This is a genomic window from Streptomyces sp. NPDC046557 (assembly GCF_040645975.1).
Classification (GTDB): domain Bacteria; phylum Actinomycetota; class Actinomycetes; order Streptomycetales; family Streptomycetaceae; genus Streptomyces.
Genome location: NZ_JBEYZH010000003.1, coordinates 271,893 through 294,630, shown reverse-complemented (window position 1 = coordinate 294,630; position 22,738 = coordinate 271,893). Strand labels below are relative to the sequence as shown.

17 protein-coding genes are annotated in these 22,738 nt (G+C 71.4%); 15 read left to right on the top strand and 2 right to left on the bottom strand.

The genetic code is table 11. From position 1 onward, the window contains the following. Positions 1-4: 4 nt before the first annotated feature. The 13 genes from rodA to galE all read left to right on the top strand — a co-directional run bounded on the left by rodA (position 5) and on the right by galE (position 16,782). Positions 5-1,207, top strand: a complete 1,203-nt coding sequence (gene rodA, locus ABZ934_RS10145; protein WP_361310938.1) for a rod shape-determining protein RodA — start codon at positions 5-7, stop codon at positions 1,205-1,207. 71 nt (positions 1,208-1,278) lie between these two features. Next, positions 1,279-2,847, top strand: a complete 1,569-nt coding sequence (locus ABZ934_RS10140) for a CYTH and CHAD domain-containing protein (RefSeq protein WP_361310936.1) — start codon at positions 1,279-1,281, stop codon at positions 2,845-2,847. Between the two features lie 73 nt (positions 2,848-2,920). Continuing rightward, positions 2,921-4,846, top strand: a complete 1,926-nt coding sequence (locus tag ABZ934_RS10135; protein ID WP_361310933.1) for a TIGR03960 family B12-binding radical SAM protein — start codon at positions 2,921-2,923, stop codon at positions 4,844-4,846. Positions 4,847-4,999: 153 nt separating this feature from the next. Next, on the top strand, positions 5,000-5,218 hold the full coding sequence (locus ABZ934_RS10130; RefSeq protein ID WP_361310930.1) for a type II toxin-antitoxin system VapB family antitoxin: 219 nt from the start codon (positions 5,000-5,002) through the stop codon (positions 5,216-5,218). Next, positions 5,218-5,649: a PIN domain nuclease gene (locus ABZ934_RS10125; protein WP_361310928.1), complete on the top strand. Its 432-nt coding sequence runs from the start codon at positions 5,218-5,220 to the stop codon at positions 5,647-5,649. The genes ABZ934_RS10130 and ABZ934_RS10125 overlap by 1 nt, the downstream gene beginning before the upstream one ends. Positions 5,650-5,748: 99 nt before the next feature. Then, positions 5,749-6,450: a hypothetical protein gene (locus ABZ934_RS10120; protein WP_361310925.1), complete on the top strand. Its 702-nt coding sequence runs from the start codon at positions 5,749-5,751 to the stop codon at positions 6,448-6,450. Between the two features lie 130 nt (positions 6,451-6,580). Then, on the top strand, positions 6,581-7,360 hold the full coding sequence (locus tag ABZ934_RS10115; protein ID WP_361311376.1) for a TIGR03936 family radical SAM-associated protein: 780 nt from the start codon (positions 6,581-6,583) through the stop codon (positions 7,358-7,360). A 233-nt stretch (positions 7,361-7,593) separates the two neighbouring features. After that, on the top strand, positions 7,594-11,529 hold the full coding sequence (locus ABZ934_RS10110) for an Rne/Rng family ribonuclease (protein ID WP_361310922.1): 3,936 nt from the start codon (positions 7,594-7,596) through the stop codon (positions 11,527-11,529). A 276-nt stretch (positions 11,530-11,805) separates the two neighbouring features. Continuing rightward, a complete protein-coding gene (rplU, locus tag ABZ934_RS10105; protein WP_030159347.1) occupies positions 11,806-12,126 on the top strand; it encodes a 50S ribosomal protein L21 in 321 nt (106 codons plus the stop codon). Between the two features lie 13 nt (positions 12,127-12,139). Beyond that, the gene (gene rpmA, locus ABZ934_RS10100; protein ID WP_361310920.1) at positions 12,140-12,394 is read left to right on the top strand and encodes a 50S ribosomal protein L27; all 255 of its coding nucleotides are present in this window, start codon (positions 12,140-12,142) and stop codon (positions 12,392-12,394) included. A gap of 179 nt (positions 12,395-12,573) precedes the next feature. Then, complete coding sequence (obgE, locus tag ABZ934_RS10095) at positions 12,574-14,019, top strand: GTPase ObgE (RefSeq protein WP_361310918.1); 1,446 nt, start codon at positions 12,574-12,576, stop codon at positions 14,017-14,019. A gap of 66 nt (positions 14,020-14,085) precedes the next feature. Beyond that, entirely contained in the window at positions 14,086-15,711 is a 1,626-nt protein-coding gene (locus tag ABZ934_RS10090) for a glycosyltransferase family 2 protein (protein WP_361310915.1), read from the top strand. 69 nt (positions 15,712-15,780) lie between these two features. Then, positions 15,781-16,782, top strand: a complete 1,002-nt coding sequence (gene galE / locus ABZ934_RS10085; RefSeq protein WP_361310913.1) for a UDP-glucose 4-epimerase GalE — start codon at positions 15,781-15,783, stop codon at positions 16,780-16,782. An 83-nt stretch (positions 16,783-16,865) separates the two neighbouring features. Here the strand turns inward: galE and ABZ934_RS10080 are convergent, their stop codons facing one another. Then, positions 16,866-18,059 (bottom strand): glycosyltransferase, encoded by a 1,194-nt coding sequence (locus tag ABZ934_RS10080; protein ID WP_361310911.1) that lies wholly within the window; start codon positions 18,057-18,059, stop codon positions 16,866-16,868. Then, a complete protein-coding gene (locus ABZ934_RS10075) occupies positions 18,056-20,926 on the bottom strand; it encodes a CDP-glycerol glycerophosphotransferase family protein (RefSeq protein ID WP_361310909.1) in 2,871 nt (956 codons plus the stop codon). The genes ABZ934_RS10080 and ABZ934_RS10075 overlap by 4 nt, the downstream gene beginning before the upstream one ends. A gap of 183 nt (positions 20,927-21,109) precedes the next feature. Here ABZ934_RS10075 and ABZ934_RS10070 point away from each other — a divergent pair, with 183 nt between their 5' ends. Both ABZ934_RS10070 and ABZ934_RS10065 read left to right on the top strand, forming a co-directional pair. After that, positions 21,110-22,150 (top strand): glycosyltransferase family 2 protein, encoded by a 1,041-nt coding sequence (locus ABZ934_RS10070; protein ID WP_361310906.1) that lies wholly within the window; start codon positions 21,110-21,112, stop codon positions 22,148-22,150. Further along, positions 22,147-22,662 (top strand): GtrA family protein, encoded by a 516-nt coding sequence (locus ABZ934_RS10065; RefSeq protein ID WP_361310904.1) that lies wholly within the window; start codon positions 22,147-22,149, stop codon positions 22,660-22,662. Before ABZ934_RS10070 ends, ABZ934_RS10065 begins: the two co-directional genes overlap by 4 nt. Positions 22,663-22,738: the final 76 nt, after the last annotated feature.

The window sequence follows — 22,738 nt, the reverse complement described above, 5'->3', positions numbered from 1 at the left end:
CCCGATGCAGACCGCCAACAAGTTCTCCGTCTCCCGGTACGCGCCCCGGCAACGCGGGACGCTGACCCGGCTCACCGCACGCGACTCCGTACTGCGCCGACTCGACTGGCCGATACTGCTCTCCGCGCTCGCGCTGTCGTTCATCGGCTCGCTGCTGGTGTGGTCGGCGACCCGCAACCGCACCAACCTCAACCAGGGCGACCCCTACTACTTCCTGGAGCGGCACGCCCTGAACACCGGCATCGGCCTGGTGCTGATGATCGGTACCGTCTGGCTCGGCCACCGCACCCTGCGGGGCGCGGTGCCGATCCTGTACGGGCTCTCGCTGGTGCTCGTCCTCGCCGTCCTCACCCCGCTCGGCGCGACCATCAACGGCGCCCACGCGTGGATCGTCATCGGCGGCGGCTTCTCCCTCCAGCCCTCCGAGTTCGTGAAGATCACGATCATCCTGGGCATGGCGATGCTGCTGGCGGCCCGGGTGGACGCCGGAGACCTCGAACACCCCGACCACGGCACCGTCGTGAAGGCGCTGTGCCTGGCCGCCGCCCCGATGGGCATCGTCATGCTGATGCCCGACCTCGGCTCGGTCATGGTCATGGTCGTCATCGTGCTCGGCGTACTGCTCGCCTCCGGCGCCTCCAACCGCTGGGTGCTGGGCCTGATGGGCGCGGGCGCGGCGGGCGCCGTCCTCATCTGGCAGCTCGGCATCCTGGACGAGTACCAGATCAACCGGTTCGCGGCCTTCGCCAACCCCGAACTCGACCCGGCGGGCGTCGGCTACAACACCAACCAGGCGCGCATCGCGATCGGCTCCGGCGGACTGACCGGCTCCGGACTCTTCAAGGGCTCCCAGACCACCGGACAGTTCGTGCCCGAGCAGCAGACCGACTTCGTCTTCACGGTGGCGGGGGAGGAGCTGGGCTTCATCGGGGCCGGGCTGATACTGGTCCTGCTCGGCGTGGTGCTGTGGCGCGCCTGCGTGATCGCCCGGGAGACCACCGAGTTGTACGGCACGATCGTCGCCGCCGGGATCATCGCCTGGTTCGCCTTCCAGGCGTTCGAGAACATCGGGATGACCCTCGGCATCATGCCGGTGGCGGGGCTGCCGCTGCCGTTCGTGTCCTACGGAGGATCGTCGATGTTCGCCGTGTGGGTGGCGGTGGGGCTCTTGCAGTCGATCAGGGTCCAGCGGCCGATATCGGCCTGATCCGGCCGCTCGGCGGGGCGAGGCCTCGTTTTCTGTTCACGTCGTGATCCGTTCAGGGCTACGTTCGAAGCATGGCGGACACAAAACGAGAGATCGAACGGAAATTCGAGTTCACGTCGGCCGCGGGGAAGGCCGCAGGCCCGAGCACGGCAAAGGGCCCGGCGAAGGCCGGGGCGAAGCGGTTGCCGGACCTGACGGGCACGGCCGGCATCACGGCCGTGCGCCGTCAGGGCACCGTGACGCTCGACGCCGTCTACTACGACACCCCCGACCTGCGGCTCGCCGCCGACGGCCTCACCCTGCGCCGCCGGACCGGCGGCGCCGACGAGGGCTGGCACCTCAAACTGCCCGTCGCCCCCGGCATCCGCGACGAACTCAAGGCCCCGCTCGGCGACACCACCGTCCCCCGCTCCCTCGCCTCCCTCCTGCGCTCCCGGACCCGCGAAGCCCAACTGGTGCCCCTGGTAAGGCTCGTCTCCCGGCGCAAGGTCAAGCACCTCCTCGACACCGACGGAACCCTGCTGGCCGAACTGAGCACCGACACCGTCACCGCCGAACGCGGCCCGGCCGGCGCCGCCTGGACCGAAGTCGAGGTCGAACTCGCCGACGGCGTCGACCCCGCCCTGCTCGACGCCGTCGAGAAGACCTTCCGCAAGGCCGGCCTCAAGGTCAGCGACGCCCCCTCCAAACTGGCCCGGGCCCTCGCCGAGACAGGCGCCGCCCCCGCTCCCCGACCCGAACCCGGCCCCGCCGACGACAGCGCGGGCGCGCACGTCCTCGCGTACCTGCGCGCCCAGCGCGAGGCCCTGATCACCCAGGACCCCGCCGTACGCCGCGAGCTGCCCGACTCCGTCCACCAGATGCGCGTCGCCACCCGCCGGCTGCGCAGCGCCCTCGCCACCTACAGCCCCGTCCTCGACCGCACGGCCACCGACCCGCTGCGCGCCGAACTGCGCTGGCTGGCCGGCGAACTCGGAGCCGACCGCGACCAGGAAGTCCTCCGGGAACGACTGCGCACCCGACTGGGCGAAGTCGACGTCACCCTCCTGCTCGGCCCCGTCCGCGCCCGCCTGCGCGTCTGGGACACCGCCCGCCGCGCCGAGACCCGCCTCCGCGTCCTCGCGGCCCTCGACAGCCAGCGGTACCTGACCCTCCTCGACTCCCTCGACGCCCTCCTCGCCGACCCGCCCCTGCGCAGGGCAGCGGCCCGCCCGGCGGAAAAAGTCCTGGCCAAGGCGGTACGGCGCGACCACGACCGGCTCGCCCGCAGGATCGAACGCGCCCTGACCCAGGACCCCGGCCACCCGCGCGACCTGGCCCTGCACCAGGCCCGCAAGGCCGCCAAACGAGCCCGCTACGCGGCGGACGCCGCCGCCCCCGCGCTCGGCAAGCGCGCCGAGCACCTCGCCAAGGCCACCAAGAAGGTGCAGACCCTGCTCGGCGACCACCAGGACAGCGTCGTCGCCCGCGAAGCCCTGCGCGGCCTGGCCGTCCAGGCCGCCGGCGCCGGCGAGACCGCCTTCACCTGGGGCCTCCTCCACGGCCGCGAGGAAGCCCTCGCCGAGCGGTACGAACGGGAACTGCCGAAGGTGTGGGCGAAAACCTCCCGCAGTGGCGCCGCCTTCGCCCGCGGCCGGTGATCACCGCGGCCGGGGGCGACCGGGCCGCGCGGTACGCTTGAGAGTCGCCCCCTGCCCGCTTCACGAAAGTCGCGTGATGTCCGAGTCGGTCTTCCCACAGCTCGAAGCGCTGCTCCCGCATGTGCAGAAGCCCATCCAGTACGTCGGTGGTGAGCTCAACTCCACCGTCAAGGTCTGGGACGAGTGCGACGTCCGCTGGGCGCTGATGTACCCGGACGCGTACGAGGTCGGTCTGCCCAACCAGGGCGTCATGATCCTCTACGAGGTGCTGAACGAGCGGGACGGCGTGCTCGCCGAACGCACGTACAGCGTGTGGCCGGACCTCGAAGAGCTGATGCGCGAGCACAAGGTCCCGCAGTTCACCGTCGACTCCCACCGCCCCGTCGGTGACTTCGACGTCTTCGGACTCTCCTTCTCCACCGAGCTCGGCTACACCAACATGCTGACGGCGCTGGACCTCGCGGGCATCCCGCTGGAGGCCCGCAACCGTACGGTCGACCACCCCATCGTGCTCGCCGGCGGCCACGCGGCCTTCAACCCCGAGCCGATCGCGGAGTTCATCGACTGCGCGATCATCGGCGACGGCGAGCAGGCCGTCCTCGACATGACCGAGATCATCCGGACCTGGAAGGCCGAGGGCCGCCCGGGCGGCCGCGAGGAAGTCCTCCTCCGGCTGGCCAAGACCGGCCAGGTCTACGTCCCCGGTTTCTACGACGTCGACTACCTGCCGGACGGCCGCATCGCGCGCGTCGCCCCGAACCGGTCGGGCGTCCCGTACCGGGTCTCCAAGCACACGGTCATGGACCTCGACGAGTGGCCGTACCCGAAGCAGCCGCTGGTCCCGCTCGCCGAGACCGTCCACGAGCGGATGTCCGTCGAGATCTTCCGCGGCTGCACCCGCGGCTGCCGTTTCTGCCAGGCCGGCATGATCACGCGCCCCGTGCGGGAGCGAAGCATCACCGGCATCGGCGAGATGGTGGAGAAGGGTCTCAAGGCCACCGGCTTCGAGGAGGTCGGCCTCCTGTCGCTGTCCTCTGCGGACCACACCGAGATCGCGGACATCGCCAAGGGCCTGGCCGACCGCTACTCCGACGACAAGGTGGGCCTGTCCCTCCCGTCGACCCGCGTGGACGCGTTCAACGTGGACCTGGCCAACGAGCTGACCCGCAACGGCCGCCGCTCCGGCCTCACCTTCGCCCCCGAGGGCGGCTCCGAGCGGATGCGCAAGGTCATCAACAAGATGGTCTCGGAAGAGGACCTCATCCGCACCGTCGCCACCGCGTACGGCAACGGCTGGCGCCAGGTGAAGCTGTATTTCATGTGCGGCCTCCCGACCGAGACCGACGAGGACGTCCTCCAGATCGGCGACATGGCGGTCAACGTCATCGCCAAGGGCCGCGAGGTCTCGGGCCAGAACGACATCCGCTGCACGGTGTCGATCGGCGGCTTCGTGCCGAAGCCGCACACCCCCTTCCAGTGGGCCCCGCAGCTGTCGGCGGAGGAGACGGACGCCCGCCTGGCGAAGCTCCGCGACAAGATCCGCGGCGACAAGAAGTACGGCCGCTCCATCGGCTTCCGCTACCACGACGGCAAGCCCGGCATCGTGGAGGGCCTCCTCTCGCGCGGCGACCGCCGCATCGGCGACGTCATCCGCGCGGTCTACGAGTCCGGCGGCCGCTTCGACGGCTGGCGCGAGCACTTCTCCTACGACCGCTGGATGCAGGCGGCGGAGAAGACCCTGCCCGCGTACGGCGTGGACGTCGCCTGGTACACCACCCGCGAGCGCACCTACGAGGAGGTCCTCCCCTGGGACCACCTCGACTCCGGCCTGGACAAGGACTGGCTCTGGGAGGACTGGCAGGACGCCCTCGACGAGACGGAGGTCGACGACTGCCGCTGGACCCCGTGCTTCGACTGCGGCGTGTGTCCCCAGATGGACACCCAGATCCAGATCGGCCCGACGGGCAAGAAGCTCCTCCCGCTGACGGTCGTGAAGTGAGCTGAACTCGCGCTTCGCGATATGCCCCCCACCGGATCCGGTGGGGGGCATATTTATTGGAGCGGTACGTAAAGGTCTCCGCATAGGGCGGTCGCGTATATCCTATGAGGGTGTGGGTTGGAATACTCCGCGCTCGTGTCAGGAGGTGGCCGTATGGCCAAGACCGTGATCGACAGCAACGAGGAAGCGCTCGCGCTCGCCGCGGAAGCGCTCGGCACGACCACGAAGAAGGACACGGTCAACGCTGCGCTGGCGGAAATAGGGGCACGGCTCCTTCGGCAGCGGGCGCTGGAGCGGCTCCTCAAGCTCGACGAGGAGGGCGCCTTCGACAAGGGGCGGGAAGCCGGGTTCAAGCGGGAGGTGCGGGGATAGTGGGGGAGTTGACCGAGGGGGCGTTCCTGATCGACACCTCCGCCGCGCACCGGATCACGCTGCCAGGGCCGTTCTCCGTCTGGCGCCCCGCGCTTGCCGCGGGACGGATCGGCATGTGCGCGGTGACCGAGGCCGAGGCGCTGTGCTCCGCCCGCTCCGCCACCCAATACGCCGAGATGCGGCGGGCGTTCGCCGATCTCTACGTGTGGCACGACATCCCGGATGACGTGTGGGAGAGGGTCCGGTCCGCGCAGGGCATCCTGGCCGAGGCCGGCTGCTTGCGCTCGGCAGGAGTCGTCGACCTGGTACTGGCGGTCACCGCCGCGCGGCACCGGCTGACCGTGCTGCACTACGACCGCGATTTCGAGACGCTGGCCAAGCACATCGACCTGCGGACCCGGTGGCTGGCCGAGCCGGGATCCATCGACTGAGCAGTCGCCGTGCGCAACGGTGCGGGGGGTTTCGGCGTCCCCGACGGTATGGAACATGAAGTGCGGCAGGGTGGCGGGGGCGGGTGCCTGGTGGTGCCCGTGAAGATCGTGGCGGTACTCGTCGTACTGCCCGTACGGGTGGTGTGGGACCTGATGGTCGGGGCCGCCCGTGCCGTCCACCGTCACCTGCTGGGGCCCCTGTACACGTACGTCCTCGGGCCGGTGCTGCGCGCGCTGGGCCAGGTGGTTTCCTTCTTGCTCAGGTTGCTGTTCGTGTGGCCTTGGGTGGGGTTGTGGCGGTACCTGCTGGGGCCGCTGGTGCGCGCCCTGTACGGCTACCTGATCGCGCCCGTCGCCCGGGCGGTGTACCGGTACCTGCTGCGGCCCCCGGCGCTCGCCGTGTGGCGGTACCTGCTGGTGCCGCTCGGGCATGGGCTCGCGTGGCTCTGCGTGCGGCTGTACCGGTACGTGCTGCGACCGGTGGGGAAGGTGCTCGCCTGGGCGTGGGCGGTGTCGGCGCGGGTGGTGCGGGTGCTCGGGCGCGGGCTGCGGTGGGTCGGGTGGGTGCTCCTGGGGTGGCCGCTCTCCCAGGTGTACCGGTACGTGCTGACGCCGGTGGGGCACCTGCTGCGCGGGGTGTGGCGCACGGCCCGTGCCGCGGTGCGCGAGGCCCGGGCCGAGGTGCGGCGGATGCTGTTCGGTACTCCTCCCGGGGAACCGGCGAGGTCACGGGCGCGTACTCTGAGTAGTACGACAGCCGCCGATGCGGCGCCCGTCGCCGAGTTCTCCCCGCCGCGCTGAGCCGCGCCAAGCGGGGGTGAGCCGCGACGGGTCGACGGACCTCAGGGCGACGCGCGAGCCGCGGAGCCCCGCACAAGGAGAAGAACCACTGGGCAAGCGACAGCCCGAAGGCCCGCCTCCCGCACCGGTGGTGCAGCGCATCCGACTGCGCTACACCAAGCGCGGACGCCTCCGGTTCACCAGCCACCGGGACTTCCAGCGTGCCTTCGAGCGGGCCCTGCGCCGCTCGGAGGTACCCATGGCGTACTCGGCGGGCTTCACCCCGCATCCCCGGGTCTCGTACGCGAACGCCGCGCCCACCGGCACCGGCAGCGAGGCCGAGTACCTGGAGATCGCCCTCGCCGAGCCCCGCGACCCCGCGACGCTCCGCGAGCTGCTGGACGAGTCGATGCCGGTCGGGCTCGACATCGTCGATGCCGTCGAGGCCCGGACCTCCGGGCTGGCCGAGCGGCTCACGGCCTCCGTGTGGGAGCTGCGCCTGGACGGCGTGGACCTCGCGGACGCCGAGCGGGCCGTGACCGCCTTCCTCGCCGCCGAAACCGTCGAGGTCCAGCGCCGAACCAAGAACGGCATGCGGACCTTCGACACCCGAAGTGCCGTCGTCAGCCTCGAAGCGCATCCCGCCCCGGTTGATAGGCCACTGGACAATGCCTGTGCGATACTGCGGCTGGTTGTTCGGCATCTGACACCTGCCGTGCGACCCGACGACGTCCTGTCCGGTCTCCGAGCTGTGGCCGACCTGGCGCCGCCGGTCCCCGCAGCGGTGACCAGGCTGGCGCAGGGGCTCTTCGACGAGGAGTCCGGCACGGTGACCGACCCGCTCGCGCCCGACCGCGAGGCCGACACGGCCGCCCCACCCACGGCCGCCGTAGCGGCCGACGCGAAGGCTCTGGAAGGTCCCGCCGCGTAAGGAACGCCGTCGTCGCGCCGCCCTGGCACCCGGGAGCCAACCGGGTCGGGCAGCGCATAGACCTGAAGACTTCCGCCAGGCCGTACCGACAACGCGTACGGAACCGGCGGCCACGAACTGAGCTCCCGTGTGGCGAACGCGCCCCGGAGGCCGGCTCCACGCCCTTCGCGCGAAGCCGTGCCGGACCGGATGTCAGCCGCGGCGCCCGGGAGCGTGACGGGAGAACCGCCCGCATGCTCGACAACGAAACCGAGAACACCAACCCCACCGCCGCCGGCAACGCCGACAGCGGAACCCCGAGCGACAGCCTGCCGCCGCGCAGGCGTCGTCGTGCCGCGTCCCGGCCCGCCGGGCCGCCCGGTGCCGCTGCCGCCGAGGCCGCTCCGGCCGCCGCCGAGGGCGCACCGGCTCCCGCCGAGGAGGCCGCTCCGGCCGCCGCCCCGGCCCGTACCCGCCGCCGCGCGACCCGCGCCGTGGCCGCCCCGGTCGCCGACACGGTGGCGGAGGTGGTGGTCGAGGCTCCGGCCTCCGCCGCCGCTGCCGCCGCAGAGGTTCCCGTGGCGGAGGAGTCGGCCGCTCCCGCGCCGCGTGCCCGTCGCAGGGCGACCCGCGCCGTGACGGCCCCCGAGGTTCCGGCCGCGGAAGCCGCGCCCGTCGTGGAGGAGCCCGTCGTGGAGGAGCAGGCCGCTCCCGCGCCGCGTGCCCGCCGCAGGGCGACCCGCGCCGTGTCCACCCCGGAGGCCCCGGCCGCCGAGGCCGCCGCCGCCCCCGCGCCCGCCGTGGAGGAGCCGGTCGCCGCCAAGGCCACCGTCACCGTCGCGGACGCCGTCGACTCCCCGAAGCGCGGCGGACGCCGCCGCGCCACCCGCTCCGCCGCGCCGGCCGCCCCCGCGCAGCCCGCCGCTACCGCGAAGCCCGCCGCCGCCGAGCCCGAGGCGCCCGCCGCCGCGGCCCCGTCGCGTGGCGCCCGCCGCGCCGCCCGTCCCGCCGTGGCCGTGTTCCAGGCGCCGGTGTTCGCCGAGCCGATGTTCCAGACCCCGGAGACCGCCGCCATGGCCGCCGCGGCCGCTGCCGCCGCCTCGCGGGCCGAGGAAGCCGAGGAGGAGGACGAGGCAGAGGTCGAGGCCCCGGCCGCCGCGGCCCCCGCCGCGCAGCCGGCCGGCCGTCGTCGCCGCCGCGGCCGTGGCGCGGTCGAGACCGCTCCCGCCGCCGAGTCGGCCCCCGCCGCCCCCGCCGCGTCCGCCCCCGTCTCGCTGGCCGACGTAGAGCTCCACGAGGCCGAGGAGTCCGAGGCGGAGGCAGAGGCCGCCGACCTCGACGACGAGGAGGGCGACGGCGAGCGCCCGTCGCGTCGCCGCCGTCGTGGTGGCCGTCGCCGTCGCCGCGGTGAGGCCGCCGACCTGGACGAGTCCGCCGATGAGGACGCCGAGGCCGAGGCGGCCGAGCAGGAAGCCGACGAGGAGGCGGATGAGGACGACGCCGACGAGTCCGGCGCCCTGGGCTCCAGCTCCAGCCGTCGTCGCCGGCGTCGCCGCCGTCGCAGCGGTGACAGCGGCACGGACGTCGAGGCGTCCGAGGAGGACGGGGTCCGTACCGTCGTCAAGGTCCGTGAGCCGCGCCCGGCCCGCGAGAAGGCCGAGCCGTCGGACGAGGTCCAGTCCATCAAGGGTTCGACCCGCCTCGAGGCGAAGAAGCAGCGTCGCCGCGAGGGCCGTGAGCAGGGCCGTCGTCGTGTCCCGATCATCACCGAGGCCGAGTTCCTGGCCCGCCGTGAGGCCGTCGAGCGCGTGATGGTCGTCCGCCAGGCGGGCGAGCGCACCCAGATCGGCGTCCTTGAGGACAACGTGCTCGTCGAGCACTACGTCAACAAGGAAGAAGCCACCTCGTACGTCGGCAACGTCTACCTGGGCAAGGTCCAGAACGTGCTGCCGTCGATGGAGGCCGCCTTCATCGACATCGGCAAGGGCCGCAACGCCGTCCTGTACGCCGGCGAGGTCAATTTCGAAGCGCTGGGCATGGCCAACGGCCCGCGCCGCATCGAGTCCGCCCTCAAGTCCGGCCAGTCGGTCCTGGTGCAGGTCACCAAGGACCCGATCGGCCACAAGGGCGCTCGCCTGACCAGCCAGGTCTCGCTGCCCGGCCGGTACCTGGTCTACGTGCCCGAGGGCTCGATGACCGGCATCAGCCGCAAGCTGCCCGACACCGAGCGCGCGCGGCTGAAGACCATCCTCAAGAAGATCGTCCCCGAGGACGCGGGCGTCATCGTGCGCACCGCCGCCGAGGGCGCGAGCGAGGACGAGCTGCGCCGTGACGTCGAGCGTCTGCAGGGCCAGTGGGAGGACATCCAGAAGAAGTCGAAGCAGATCACGACGTCTTCGCCGAGCCTGCTGTACGGCGAGCCGGACATGACCGTCCGGGTCGTGCGCGACATCTTCAACGAGGACTTCTCGAAGGTCATCGTCAGCGGTGACCAGGCGTGGGAGACCATCCACGGCTACGTGTCCCACGTGGCGCCGGACCTCGCGGACCGGCTGTCGCGCTGGACCTCCGAGGTGGACGTCTTCGCGACGTACCGGATCGACGAGCAGCTCGCCAAGGCGCTCGACCGCAAGGTGTGGCTGCCCTCGGGCGGTTCCCTCGTGATCGACAAGACCGAGGCGATGATCGTCATCGACGTCAACACCGGCAAGTTCACCGGTCAGGGCGGCAACCTGGAGGAGACCGTCACCAGGAACAACCTGGAGGCGGCCGAGGAGATCGTGCGCCAGCTGCGGCTGCGCGACCTGGGCGGCATCGTCGTCATCGACTTCATCGACATGGTGCTGGAGTCCAACCGGGACCTGGTGCTGCGCCGCATGCTGGAGTGCCTGGGCCGGGACCGGACCAAGCACCAGGTGGCCGAGGTCACCTCGCTGGGTCTGGTGCAGATGACCCGCAAGCGGGTCGGTCAGGGCCTGCTGGAGTCCTTCTCCGAGACCTGTGTCCACTGCAACGGCCGCGGTGTCATCGTGCACATGGACATCCCGACCGCGGCGGGCGGCGGTGGCAACGGCAAGCGCTCCAAGCGTCGTGCCGGCCGCGGTCACGAGCACGACCACGAGATCGAGGCCCTGGACACGGTCGAGACCGTCGACGCCGAGGAGTACGAGGCCGAGACGGAGGCGGAGGTCGCGGCCGAGGTCGCGGCGCCGCGTGCACTGCCCGAGCCGGCGTTCGTCGCGGGCGAGGAGCTCTACAGCAGCCCGGCCGAGGCGGAGGCCGCCGCGGGTGTCAGCAGCCGCCGCAACCGTCGCCGTGCCACCCGTAAGGCGACCGCTCCGGCGGGCGCCCCGCGCGGTGCGACCGCCGCGCCGGGGCAGACCCCGGCCGAGGTCGCTCCGGTGGCCCCGGTCGTCCCGGTGAGCCCGGTCATCGAGGAGGAGCCGGTCCTGGCCCCGGCCGACACCGTGCTGGAGCCGGCCGCGGAGGTCGTCGAGGAGGCCGTGGAGGCCGCCGAGACGATCGTGGCCACGCCGGTGGAGGAGGCCCCGAAGGGCCGTACGCGTCGCCGTGCGACCCGTAAGGCGACCGCCCCGGCGGGTGCCCCGGCCGCTTCGGCCGAGCCGGAGATCGTGGTCGAGGCCGCGGCCGAGCCGGCCCCCGTGGTGGAGGCCGTCGTCGAGCCGGAGCCGGAGCCCGCGCCGGCCGCCCCGGAGGAGGCCCCGGCCCAGCCCGTGGCCGAGGCCGCTCCGGCCCGTCCGCGTCGCCGTGCGACCCGTAAGGCCACCGCCCCGGCCGGTTCCCCGGCGGGCGCGGCCGAGGCGGCCGTCCTGGTCGTCGAGACGCCGTCGGCGGAGCCGCAGCCGCAGGCCCCGGCCGAGGCGCCGGCGGAAGCGGAGCAGCCCGCGGCGGAGGCCGGGGAAGACGCTCCGGTCGTCGCCAAGAAGGCGGTCCGCAAGACCGCCGCCAAGAAGGCGACCACCACCGCGGCGAAGAAGGCCCCGGCGAAGAAGGCCCCGGCCAAGAAGGCGGCGGCCACCAAGACCGCCACCGCGAAGAAGACGGCCGCCAAGAAGGCCACCACGGCCACCACGGCGGCCAAGAAGGCCCCGGCCAAGCGGGCGACGAAGAAGACCGCGGCGGCCGAGCAGCAGACGCCGCCGTCGGTCTCGGCTCCCGCCGAAGGCTGATCCGTCGTACGACCGTGGGCCCCGCCGTCCGGCGGGCCCCACGGCCTTGCGGAGCCGGTTTGACCCCCTGGAACCAGGCCCGTAACCTAGACCGTCGGCATGTCCTAGATGATTTGTACGTCTAGTGCGCGTCGCGCTCCTGAGCACCTTCCTCCCAGTCGCTGCGCCTTGCGCCGCGCGGGAGAGGCCGCTCGTCCAATCCGGATCACCGTGGGCCCCGGCCCATGTGGGCGGCTGGCTTCAGGAGCATCCGTCCCGAGTGAGAGAGAGATCCGCGTGTACGCCATCGTGCGCAGCGGTGGTCGCCAGCACAAGGTTGCTGTTGGTGACATCGTTGAGGTTGACAAGATTTCCACTGCCAAGGTTGGCGACACGGTCGAGCTCTCGACCCTGCTCGTTGTCGACGGCGACGCCGTGACCAGCGACCCGTGGGTGCTGGCCGGGATCAAGGTTCAGGCCGAGATCGTGGACCACCACAAGGGCGCCAAGATCGACATCCTGCGCTACAAGAACAAGACCGGCTACCGCCGTCGCCAGGGTCACCGCCAGCAGTACACGGCGATCAAGGTCACCGGTATCCCCACGGCTGCGAAGTAAGAGGGACTGAGACATGGCACACAAGAAGGGCGCATCGTCCACCCGGAACGGGCGCGACTCCAATGCCCAGCGGCTCGGCGTGAAGCGCTTCGGCGGTCAGGTCGTTTCCGCCGGTGAGATCCTCGTCCGCCAGCGCGGCACCCACTTCCACCCGGGTTCGGGTGTCGGTCGTGGTGGCGACGACACGCTGTTCGCCCTGCTGCCGGGTGCCGTGCAGTTCGGCACGCACCGTGGCCGCAAGGTCGTCAACATCGTTCCGGCCGCCTGATCTCAGCACTGCTGAACAGGCGTTCGTAACTTCCCGAGGGCGGATCTCAGCTCTTCCCGGCGTGAGCCGGGAAGAGAGGTCCGCCCTCGGCGCGTTGGTCATATAGACCACGTTTAATGGGCAGTGGTAGCAATGCGGACTGCCCGGGACATTTCCCGTATGTATCTGGAGGAACACCCATGACCACCTTCGTGGACCGCGTCGAGCTGCACGTCGCCGCGGGTAACGGGGGCCACGGCTGCGCCTCCGTTCACCGGGAGAAGTTCAAGCCGCTCGGCGGCCCCGACGGCGGCAACGGCGGCCGTGGCGGCGACGTCATCCTCGTGGTGGAGCAGGCGATCACGACCCTGCTCGACTACCACCACAGCCCCCACCGCAAGGCCACCAACGGCAAGCCCGGCGAGGGCGGCAACCGCTCCGGCAAGGACGGCCAGGACCTCGTCCTGCCCGTGCCGGACGGCACCGTCGTCCTCGACAAGGAGGGCAACGTCCTCGCCGACCTCGTCGGCCAGGGCACCACGTACGTCGCCGCCGAGGGCGGTCGCGGCGGCCTCGGCAACGCCGCGCTCTCCTCCGCGCGCCGCAAGGCACCCGGCTTCGCGCTCCTCGGCGTCCCCGGCACCACCGGCGACATCGTCCTGGAGCTCAAGACCGTCGCCGACGTGGCGTTGGTCGGCTTCCCGAGCGCCGGCAAGTCCTCGCTGATCTCGGTGCTGTCCTCCGCCAAGCCGAAGATCGCGGACTACCCCTTCACCACCCTCGTCCCGAACCTGGGCGTGGTCACGGCCGGCTCGACCGTCTACACCATCGCCGACGTCCCGGGTCTGATCCCGGGCGCCAGCCAGGGCAAGGGTCTGGGCCTGGAGTTCCTGCGCCACGTCGAGCGCTGCTCGGTGCTGGTGCACGTACTGGACACCGCCACCCTGGAGTCCGACCGCGATCCGATCGCCGACCTCGACGTCATCGAGGAAGAGCTCAAGCTCTACGGCGGCGGACTGGAGAAGCGCCCGCGGCTCGTCGTCCTCAACAAGGTCGACATCCCGGACGGCAAGGAGCTCGCCGACATGGTCCGCCCGGACCTGGAGGCCCGCGGCTACAAGGTCTTCGAGGTCTCCGCCGTCGCCCGTACGGGCCTCAAGGAGCTCTCCTACTTCCTCGCCGAGGTCATCGCCAAGGCGCGCGCCCGCAAGCCGAAGGAGGAGGCGACCCGCATCGTCATCCGCCCGAAGGCCGTGGACGACGCCGGCTTCACCGTCACGTACGACGAGGTCGAGGACGTCTACAACGTGCGCGGCGAGAAGCCCGAACGCTGGGTCCGCCAGACCGACTTCAACAACGACGAGGCCGTCGGCTACCTCGCCGACCGGCTCAGCCGCCTCGGTGTCGAGGACGCGCTCAAGAAGGCCGGCGCCCGCGCCGGTGACGGCGTGGCCATCGGCTCCGACGAGAACGCCGTCGTCTTCGACTGGGAGCCGACCATGATGGCCGGCGCCGAAATGCTGGGTCGTCGTGGCGAGGACCACCGCATGGAGGCCCCGCGTCCGGCCACGCAGCGCCGCAAGGAGCGGGACGCCAAGCGCGGTGACGCGGCGCAGCAGGAGTACGACGAGTTCCGCCCGTTCTGACGCCCGCCCGAGGGGTGACCGGTCCGGTTGGGGTGACCTTTACCCGCGTCGCCTAGCATTCACTGGGTGACCAGCACCAATGCCGCCACCGTATCCGTCGTGGTGATCGCGTACAACGACGCCGGGCTCGTGGGCGAGGCCGTTACCTCGGCTCTCGCCCAGGGCCCGGTGGTCGCCGAGGTCGTCGCCGTCGACGACGCCTCCTCCGACGACACCGCGAGGGTGTTGGACGAGCTGGCGGCCCTGCACCCCCGGGTGAAGGTCCTGCACCGGACCGAGAACAGCGGCGGCTGCGGGACCCCGCGCAACGACGGGATCGCGGCCGCGACCGCCCCGTACGTCCTCTTCCTCGACAGCGACGACGTCCTGCCGCCCGGTGCGGCCGACGCCCTGGTGAGCGCCGCGCGGGAACACAAGACGCCGGTGACCGTGGGCGCGTGCGTGCGGCGTGAACTGCCGCAGTACCAGGACGTGCCGTGGGTGCCGGGGCTCTACACCCCCGGTGACGTGATCGAACGGCCCGCGGAACGGCCCGAGCTGGTCCGCGACACCCTGTGCGTCAACAAGCTCTACGAGCGCGCCTTCCTGGACGCGCACGCGATCCGGTTCCCCGACGGCCGGTTCCGCTACGAGGACTTCGTCTTCACCGCCCGCGTGCTGGCCGCCGAGCCCCGCGTCGCGGTGATCGACGACCTCGTCTACGTCTGGCACGTGCGCCGCGACGCCGCGCGGGTGTCGATCTCCCTCGACCGCAAGGACGTCGGCAACTGGCGTTCGCGCATCGAGGCCCACCGCACCGCCTCGCGGATCCTGGCCGAGTCCTCGCCGGAGCTGGGGCACGCCTGCCAGGTCAAGTTCCTGGAGTACGACCTGCGCATGTACCTGCGCGAGATCGGCCGGGACCCCGAGTACCAGGCCGCCTGGTGGACCCTGACACGGGACTACCTGGCCGGCTTCGCCGACGCCGACATCGAGGCCGCCGGGGCGCACGCGCGGTGGATCGTACGGGTCCTGCGGGCCACCGCGACCCCGCCCGGCGACCTCGCGCGGCTCGCCCGCTTCGCCGCCGAACCCCCGCGCCTGGAGCCCCCCTACGCCACCGCCCCCGACGGGACGCCGGTGTGGAGCGAGGAGCTTCCGGTGGAGCTGGACCGGCTCGCGGAACTGCCGACCGAGGGACTGCCCGTCACCATCGACGCCCGGGCGGCGGGTGTCGCGTCGCTGCGCCTGCGGGTGCGCGACCTGTACGGGAGGCTCGCCGCGGCCGGCCCGCGCACCGCCCGGCCGCTGTTCGTGCCGCGTTCGGGCGGGGAACCCGTACACGGGGCGCCGGTGGAGCTGCGCCCGGCGGAGGACGGCGACGGCTGGGTCTGTGACGTGCCGTTCCACCTCTCCACGCTGGCGGAGGCCGGGCGGCGGCAGGGCCGGCGCGGGATGCAGGCGTGGGGCGTGCAGATTGACGTGGAGTGTGCCGACGGCAGCTCCCTGGTCACCTCCCCGCGCCCCCTCGACGACCTGCTGCGCCGACGCGCCCTGCCCAGTAGCCGGTACGGTGTTCTGTTGGCGCAGCCGTACCGTACGGCCGGCGGTTCGCTGGCGGTCCGGCTCGCGCCGGGGGCGGCGGGTGCGCTGAGCTTCGTCCGCAACCGGCTCGGCCGGGCCAGGGCCAAGGCGGCACCGCGGTCGGGCTGAGGGCCGGATGACCTCCGCCGCCGGGACAGAGCAAGACCCACAGGACTGACAGGACTCGGGAGACTAGGCATGACATTTCTGATCACCGGTGGCGCCGGGTACATCGGCGCGCACGTCGTCCGCGCGATGCTCCTCGCCGGCGAGGAGGTCGTCGTCCTGGACGACCTCTCCACGGGCGACGAGAGCCGTGTCCCGGAGGGCGTGCCGCTGGTGATCGGCTCGGTCCTGGACCGGCTGACCCTCGACGAGACCATCGCGCAGCACGAGATCACCGGCGTGGTGCACCTCGCGGGCAAGAAGCAGGTCGGCGAGTCCGTCGAGAAGCCGCTGTACTACTACCACGAGAACGTGCAGGGCCTGACGGTCCTGCTGCAGGCCGTGGCCGCCGCCGGCATCCGCAACTTCCTGTTCTCCTCCTCCGCCTCCGTCTACGGCATGCCGGACGTCGACCTCGTCACCGAGGACACCCCGTGCCTGCCGCTGAGCCCGTACGGCGAGACCAAGCTGGCCGGCGAGTGGCTGGTCCGCGCCGCCGGCAAGGCGCACGGCATCTCCACCGCCTGCCTGCGCTACTTCAACGTGGCGGGCGCCGCCACGCCCGAGCTCGCCGACACCGGCGTCTTCAACCTCGTCCCGATGGTCTTCGAGCGCTACAGCGCCGGAGAGGGCGCGCGGATCTTCGGCGACGACTACCCGACCCCCGACGGCACCTGCATCCGCGACTACATCCACGTCGAGGACCTCGCGGACGCCCACGTGGTGGCCGCCCGCAAGCTCGCCGAGTGGGGCGCGCAGGGCCAGTACCAGGACCTCACCGTCAACATCGGCCGCGGCGAGGGCGTCTCCGTCCGCGAGATGGTCGAGCTGATGAATGCCCACACCGGGCACGACCTGGCCCCCGTGGTCACCCCGCGCCGCCCCGGTGACCCGGCGAAGGTCGTGGCCTCCGCCGACAAGATCGCCGCCGAGCTGGGCTGGAAGGCCAAGCACGACGTCCGCGAGATGATCACCTCGGCCTGGGCGGGCTGGGAGGCCAACCGCGTCGGCGCCGTGGAGCACGTGGGCCGCTAGTCCCCCGCGTACCGGTCGTACGTACGAAGCCGCCCGCCCCGGATCAGCTCCGGGGCGGGCGGCTTCGTCGACGCGCGAGGAGGTCAGCGCTCCAGGAAGGAGAACAGCTCCTCCCAGCGGTCGGTGATCTCGGCGCTGGAGTAGCGGCGGACGTCGCGGAACGCGGTGTCGCCCAGCCGGTCGCGCAGCCCACCGTCCGTCATCAGCACGTCCAGGTGCCCCGCCAGCTCCATCGTGTTGCCGAGCCGGGCCAGCAGCCCGTCCTCACCGTGCCGCACGATCTCCCGCACGCCGGGCGCGCAGTCGAACGCGACCACCGGCAGGCCCGCGGCCATCGCCTCCAGCAGCGTGATGGGGAAACCCTCGGCCCGCGACGCCTGCGCGAAGACCGAAGCCCCGCGCAGCGCGCCCAGCACGTCGTCGGTACTGCCCATCCACCGCACGGAATCCTCGATGCCCAGGTCGCCGGCGTGCGCCCGCAGCTTGGGCTCCTCCACGCCCGCACCGTAGATCCGCAAGACCCAGTCGGGGTGGCGCGGAGCCGCGTCCGCCCAGGCGTCGAGGAGCAGGTCCATGCCCTTCTCGAACGCGAGGCGGCCGACGCTCGCGACGACCTTCTCGGTGCGCGGGGCGGGGGAGTCCGGCATGAACGGCAACGGGTTCGGCATGCTGTCCACGTTCTGCACGCCCGCCCGGATCCAGAGGTCCGCGTCCTCGGGCGTCAGCACCAGCAGCCGGTCGGCGTCCTTGAAGAAGCGGCGCACCCGCTCGCCCCGGGAGGACTTCTGGCTCGCCTCGTACGACTCGTGGCTCATGCCGATGAGGGTGAGCCCCTTGGTGTCGGCGAGCGCCACCCACTCCATCGCCCACACCTGCGTGACGATGACCACCGCGCCCGGGCGGGCGGCGCGGAACAGGGAGTTCAGCGTCTCGGCCTTGGCCCGCATCCCCGCGCGGCGGGCCGCCTGGCGGCGCCGTTCGGGGGCGTTGAGCCGACCCTTGATGCCGGTCAGCCTGCGCGCGCCCGGCGGACGGGTCGCGTACAGGGTCGTCGTCTCGTACGGGAGGTCCTGCGGGAACTTCTGCCGCAGCTCCTCCTCGACCGGCGCGATGCCGATGACGTGCACCCGGTGCCCGCGGTCGGTGAAGAGCCGGGCCATCTGGTGCGACCAAGTGGTCACACCGCCGAGCTCGTCCACGCTGTTGGAGACGAGGAAGATGTCACGTCCGTCCGGCGCGGGCGCGACGGCCGGTTCGGCGGCGCTCTGCTGGCTCACTTGCCGCTCCTGGTGAAGAACTTCTCGACGATCTGGCGGGCGGCGTCCCCGCGGTCGTACTCGCCGAACTCGGTGAGGAAGCGCCGGCGCGCCTCCGCGTACTTGGCATCGGCCTCGTCGAAGGCGGAGACGGCCTGCATCAGCTCGTCGGCGGTGGCCACGACCGGCCCCGGCGCCTTCTCCTTGAGGTCGAAGTAGGTGCCGCGGATGTCCGTCGCGTACGCCTCGTAGTCGTAGGCGAAGAACATCATCGGCCGGTCCAGGACCGCGTAGTCGAACATCACCGACGAGTAGTCGGTGATCAGGCCGTCGGCGAGCGCCAGCAGCGGGGTGATGTCGTGGTGCCGGGAGACGTCGATCACGCGGCCCGCGACCGACGGCGGCAGCGAGACGCTGTTCAGGTAGTGCGTGCGCACCAGCAGGACGAAACGGTCACCCAACCGGTCCGCGAACTCCTCCACGTCGAAGGGGAAGACGAAGTTCTCCACCGCGCCGTCGGCGGCCGCCCGGAAGGTCGGCGCGTACAGCAGCACCCGCTTGTCCGGGTCGATGCCGAGATCCGTGGCGAGCGGCCCGCGGACCCGCTCCCCGCTCTCCACCTCGGCGCCGTGCGCCTCGACCAGGGCGTCGTTGCGCGGGTAGCCGCTGCGCATCAGCACCTCGTCGCGCAGCCGGAAGCCCTTGGCGAGGGTCCGGGCGTCGTGCTCGGAGCGGATCAGGAAGTGGTCGAAGCGGTCCACGGCCGCCTGGAAGCGGTCCTGGCCGGCCTTGCCCTGGGCCTTGGTGCGGGGCTCGTGGAAGCCCATCCGCTTGAGCGCCGAGCCGTGCCAGGTCTGGATGTACGTGGTGCCCGCGCGCTTGGTCAGCGCCAGCGGGAAGCCCTGGTTGTCGACCCAGAACTCGGCCTGGGCCAGCGCCCGCAGGTACGGCCAGCTCCAACGGCGCACCAGCGTGGCCTCCTTGGGGAAGCCGGTGGGCTTGGCGCCCGCGTAGGACCAGATCGCCTCGAACGGCACGCCCTGGCGGACCATCTCCTCGTAGATCGCCTTCGGGCTGTCGCTGTACTGCTTGCCCATGTGGCTCTCGAAGACGACGGTGCCCTTCTTGAGCGGCAGCTTCGAGAAGACCTCGTGGTAGACCTTCACCTTCTGCTCGCCCGAGCCGATGTTGCGGCGGGCCCGCAGGGCCTTGCGCAGACCGCGCTTGACCACGCCGGCGGCCTTGCCGTGCATCGCGCTGTCGATCAGCGTCCGGGTGCGTACGGCGGCGGCGCCCTCGGCGGTCAGGACGTAGGAGAGGTTTCCCTTCTTGGTCACCTCCGGCTCGAAGCGGTCGGAGACCAGCCGGGTCAGCCGGGGCCGCACGCGCAGCCGGGCCGCCGATTCCAGATCGACCCCGCCGACCGAGACGCGGGTGGTGATCCGCTCGGTGCCGGCCGTCAGCTTCAGCCGGACGTCCCAGACGGCGTCGATGATGCCCAACGGGCGGACGGTGCCCGCGACATCGGCGGTCGCGGTCCACTCGATCGTGTCACCCGCGTGGCGCACGGTCGTCGCCGGGAAGGCGAACGAGCGCACGCCGATCTGGCGACGGGCCCGGAATTCGAGGGTGGCCTTGAGCTCCTGCCCCTCCTGGATGCGGCCGAGCGGGTTGACGACGGCGCCGGACAGCGTCACCGTGCCGCGCCCGTCGTCCTCGTACGAGGTGAGCCGGTTGCCCAGGGACAGCGAGGGGAGCGCGGTGGTGTGGAAGCCCTGCTCGGTGACGTCCAGTATCCGGCGGCCCTCGGCGTCGTCGAGGTGGCCGGCACACCAGTAGACGCGGCCGTCGCGTTCGGCCAGCGGGGACGTGAGGCGCCCCTTGTTGGTCATGGCGTCCGCGGCCAGGAGCAGGTTGTCCCAGTCCTCCTTGCCGAGCAGGTAGGCGCAGATGGCCTGGAGGTGGTTGACGCTGTCGTACGCGGCCGGGTCGATGCCGGCCAGGTAGCCGTTGGCCAGGCGGGCGAACTCCTGGCGGTACGCGTCGCCCAGCAGGGGCAGGTCGCGCAGGTGCAGCACCAGGTCGTGCTTGAGGAACTTGGCGTCCTTGGCGGTTTTGATGTCGGTGTGGCCCTTGGAGGCCAGCAGTTCGTCGACACGCCGGTGGATCTCCATCCGGTGGACGAAGTTGGCGATCTCGTGGCGCCGGTTGCTGATCGACTTCGCCGCCGCCTTCTCGACCACGTTCCAGAAGTAGACGTGGTTGGGGATCAGCGTGATGCGGCGCGCGGCGACGTACGCCTGCGCGGAGAAGAGCAGGTCCTCGTAGTGGATGCCGACCGGGAACTCCAGGCCCTGCTCCAGCAGGAACGAGCGCCGGTAGCACTTGTTCGTGGAGAGGGTGTCGTACACCAGCAGGTCCGGGTACTCGGTGATCGACTCCAGCGTGCGGGTGCGCGAGTAGATCCAGGGGTACCACTCGGTGGTCTTGCCCCACCGGTTGTCCAGGTGCACGCGGACGCACATGCCGGAGACCAGGTCGGAGCCCGTCCGCTCGGCCGCGGCCAGCATGTTGCGGCAGGCGTTGCGTTCCAGCACGTCGTCGCTGTCCAGGAACATGACGTACGTGCCGGTGGCCTGCCGGATGCCGTGGTTGCGCGGCGCGCCGCAGCCGCCGCTGTTCTCCGGCAGGCTAAAGGCCCGCACCCTGCCCGGATGCGCTGCTTCCAGTTCCTGGGCGACCGCGTAGGACCGGTCCTTGCTGCAGTCGTCCACGATCACGACTTCGACCCCGTGAAGGGTCTGGTCCAAAACCGACTGGACGGCTGTCGACAGACGCTCTGCGTCGTTATAGACGATGACGACCACGGAGACGTCAGGCACGTGCACCTCGATCCCTTTGTTCCATTCCGCCCCCGGACTCCGTCCGAGGGGACCCCCCGCCCGTCAAAGCTACCGTGTGTCACGCCAGACTCCGGCAGGCCGGTCCCGGCCGTGCATACTTCTAAGGAAGAGGTGTGTGGCGGGTCCGGTCGCCGACAATCACCCGTTCGGACCCAGCAGGAAGTGTTCATGACCAAGCTGTCGGTAGTTGTCCCTTGCTACAACGAAGAAGCAGTCATCGACAGTTTCGACGTCGAGATCCGCAGGGTCTTGGACGCGCTGCCCGTCACCTATGAGGTGTGTTACGTCGACGACGGCAGCCGCGACGGGACCCTGGAGAAGCTCCGCAAGATCGCCGAGGCGCACGGCGAGCAGACGCGCTATGTCTCCTTCAGCCGGAACTTCGGCAAGGAGGCCGGCATGCTCGCCGGCCTGCGCGAGGCCACCGGCGACGCCGTGGTGATCATGGACGCCGATCTCCAGCACCCGCCCGAGCTGATCGCCACCATGCTCGACTACCACCGGCAGGGTCACGACCAGATCATCGCCCGGCGCACCCGCGAGGGGGACAAGAAGGTCCGCTCCGCCCTCAGCCGGCTCTACTACCGCGGCGTCAACCGCTGGGTCGACGTCGAGCTGACCGACGGCGTCGGCGACTTCCGGCTGCTCTCCCGCGCGGCCGTCGACGCCCTGCTGTCGCTGCCGGAGTACAACCGGTTCTCCAAGGGGCTCTTCTCCTGGATCGGCTTCGACACCGTCCACTTCGACTACCGCAACGCCCAGCGCGAGGCGGGCGAAACGAAGTGGAAGTTCGGCTCCCTGCTGAACTACGCCATGGACGGCCTGATCTCCTTCAACAACCGGCCGCTGCGGATCGGGATCTGGCTCGGCGTGTCCCTCGTGGGCCTCACCGGGCTCTACGCGCTGTGGATCACCGTGATGGCGATCACCCACGGCGTCGAGTCCCCCGGGTACGTCACCCTCGTCGCGCTCATCACGGGCCTGGGCGGCGTACAGATGATCATGCTGGGGCTGATCGGCGAGTACATCGGCCGCATCTACTACGAGACCAAGCGCAGGCCGCACTTCCTGGTCAAGGAGGCACACGGCGCGGGGCGGGACGGCACCGCCCGAGGCGCGGCCGTGAGCGAGGCCGGGGCCGGGTCCAGGGCCGCGGCCGTGAGCGAGGCCGTCGGCGAGGCCGTGATCGTGGAGCGCAGTGCGGGATGACGGCCGACGGCACCCGAGGCACGGACGGCACCAGCGGCACCGGCAGCCCCACCAGCACCACCGGCACCCGGCGCGAGCAGCTCGGGCAGATCCTCCGCTTCGGCCTCGTCGGCGGGGTGAACACCGGCACCTTCTTCGGCATCTACCTGCTCCTGCACCCGTGGATGCCGTACTTCGCCGCGTACACCCTGGCCTTCCTGCTCTCGATGGTCGGCTCGTTCTTCATGAACACCTACTTCACCTACCGGACCCGGCCGACCTGGAAGAAGTTCGCGCTCTTCCCGCTGACCAACGTCACCAACTACGTGATCCAGTCGGTCGGCCTCTACGCCCTCGTCACCTGGGCCGGGATGGACACCCGGATCGCCCCGCTGGTCGCGGCCGTGGTGGCGATCCCGTTCACCTTCCTGCTCTCGCGCAAGATCCTCGTCCCCGGGGCGGCCCGGGCGGCGGCCGGGCAGGACCCGGCCACCACCGGTCAGGACCCGGCCCACAGCTCGTCCACGCTCTGAAACCGCCGCGCGGCGCCCTCCGGCCACCCCGTAGATTGAGGGCGCAAGGATCAGGCAGGCAAGGGGCAAGGGGAAG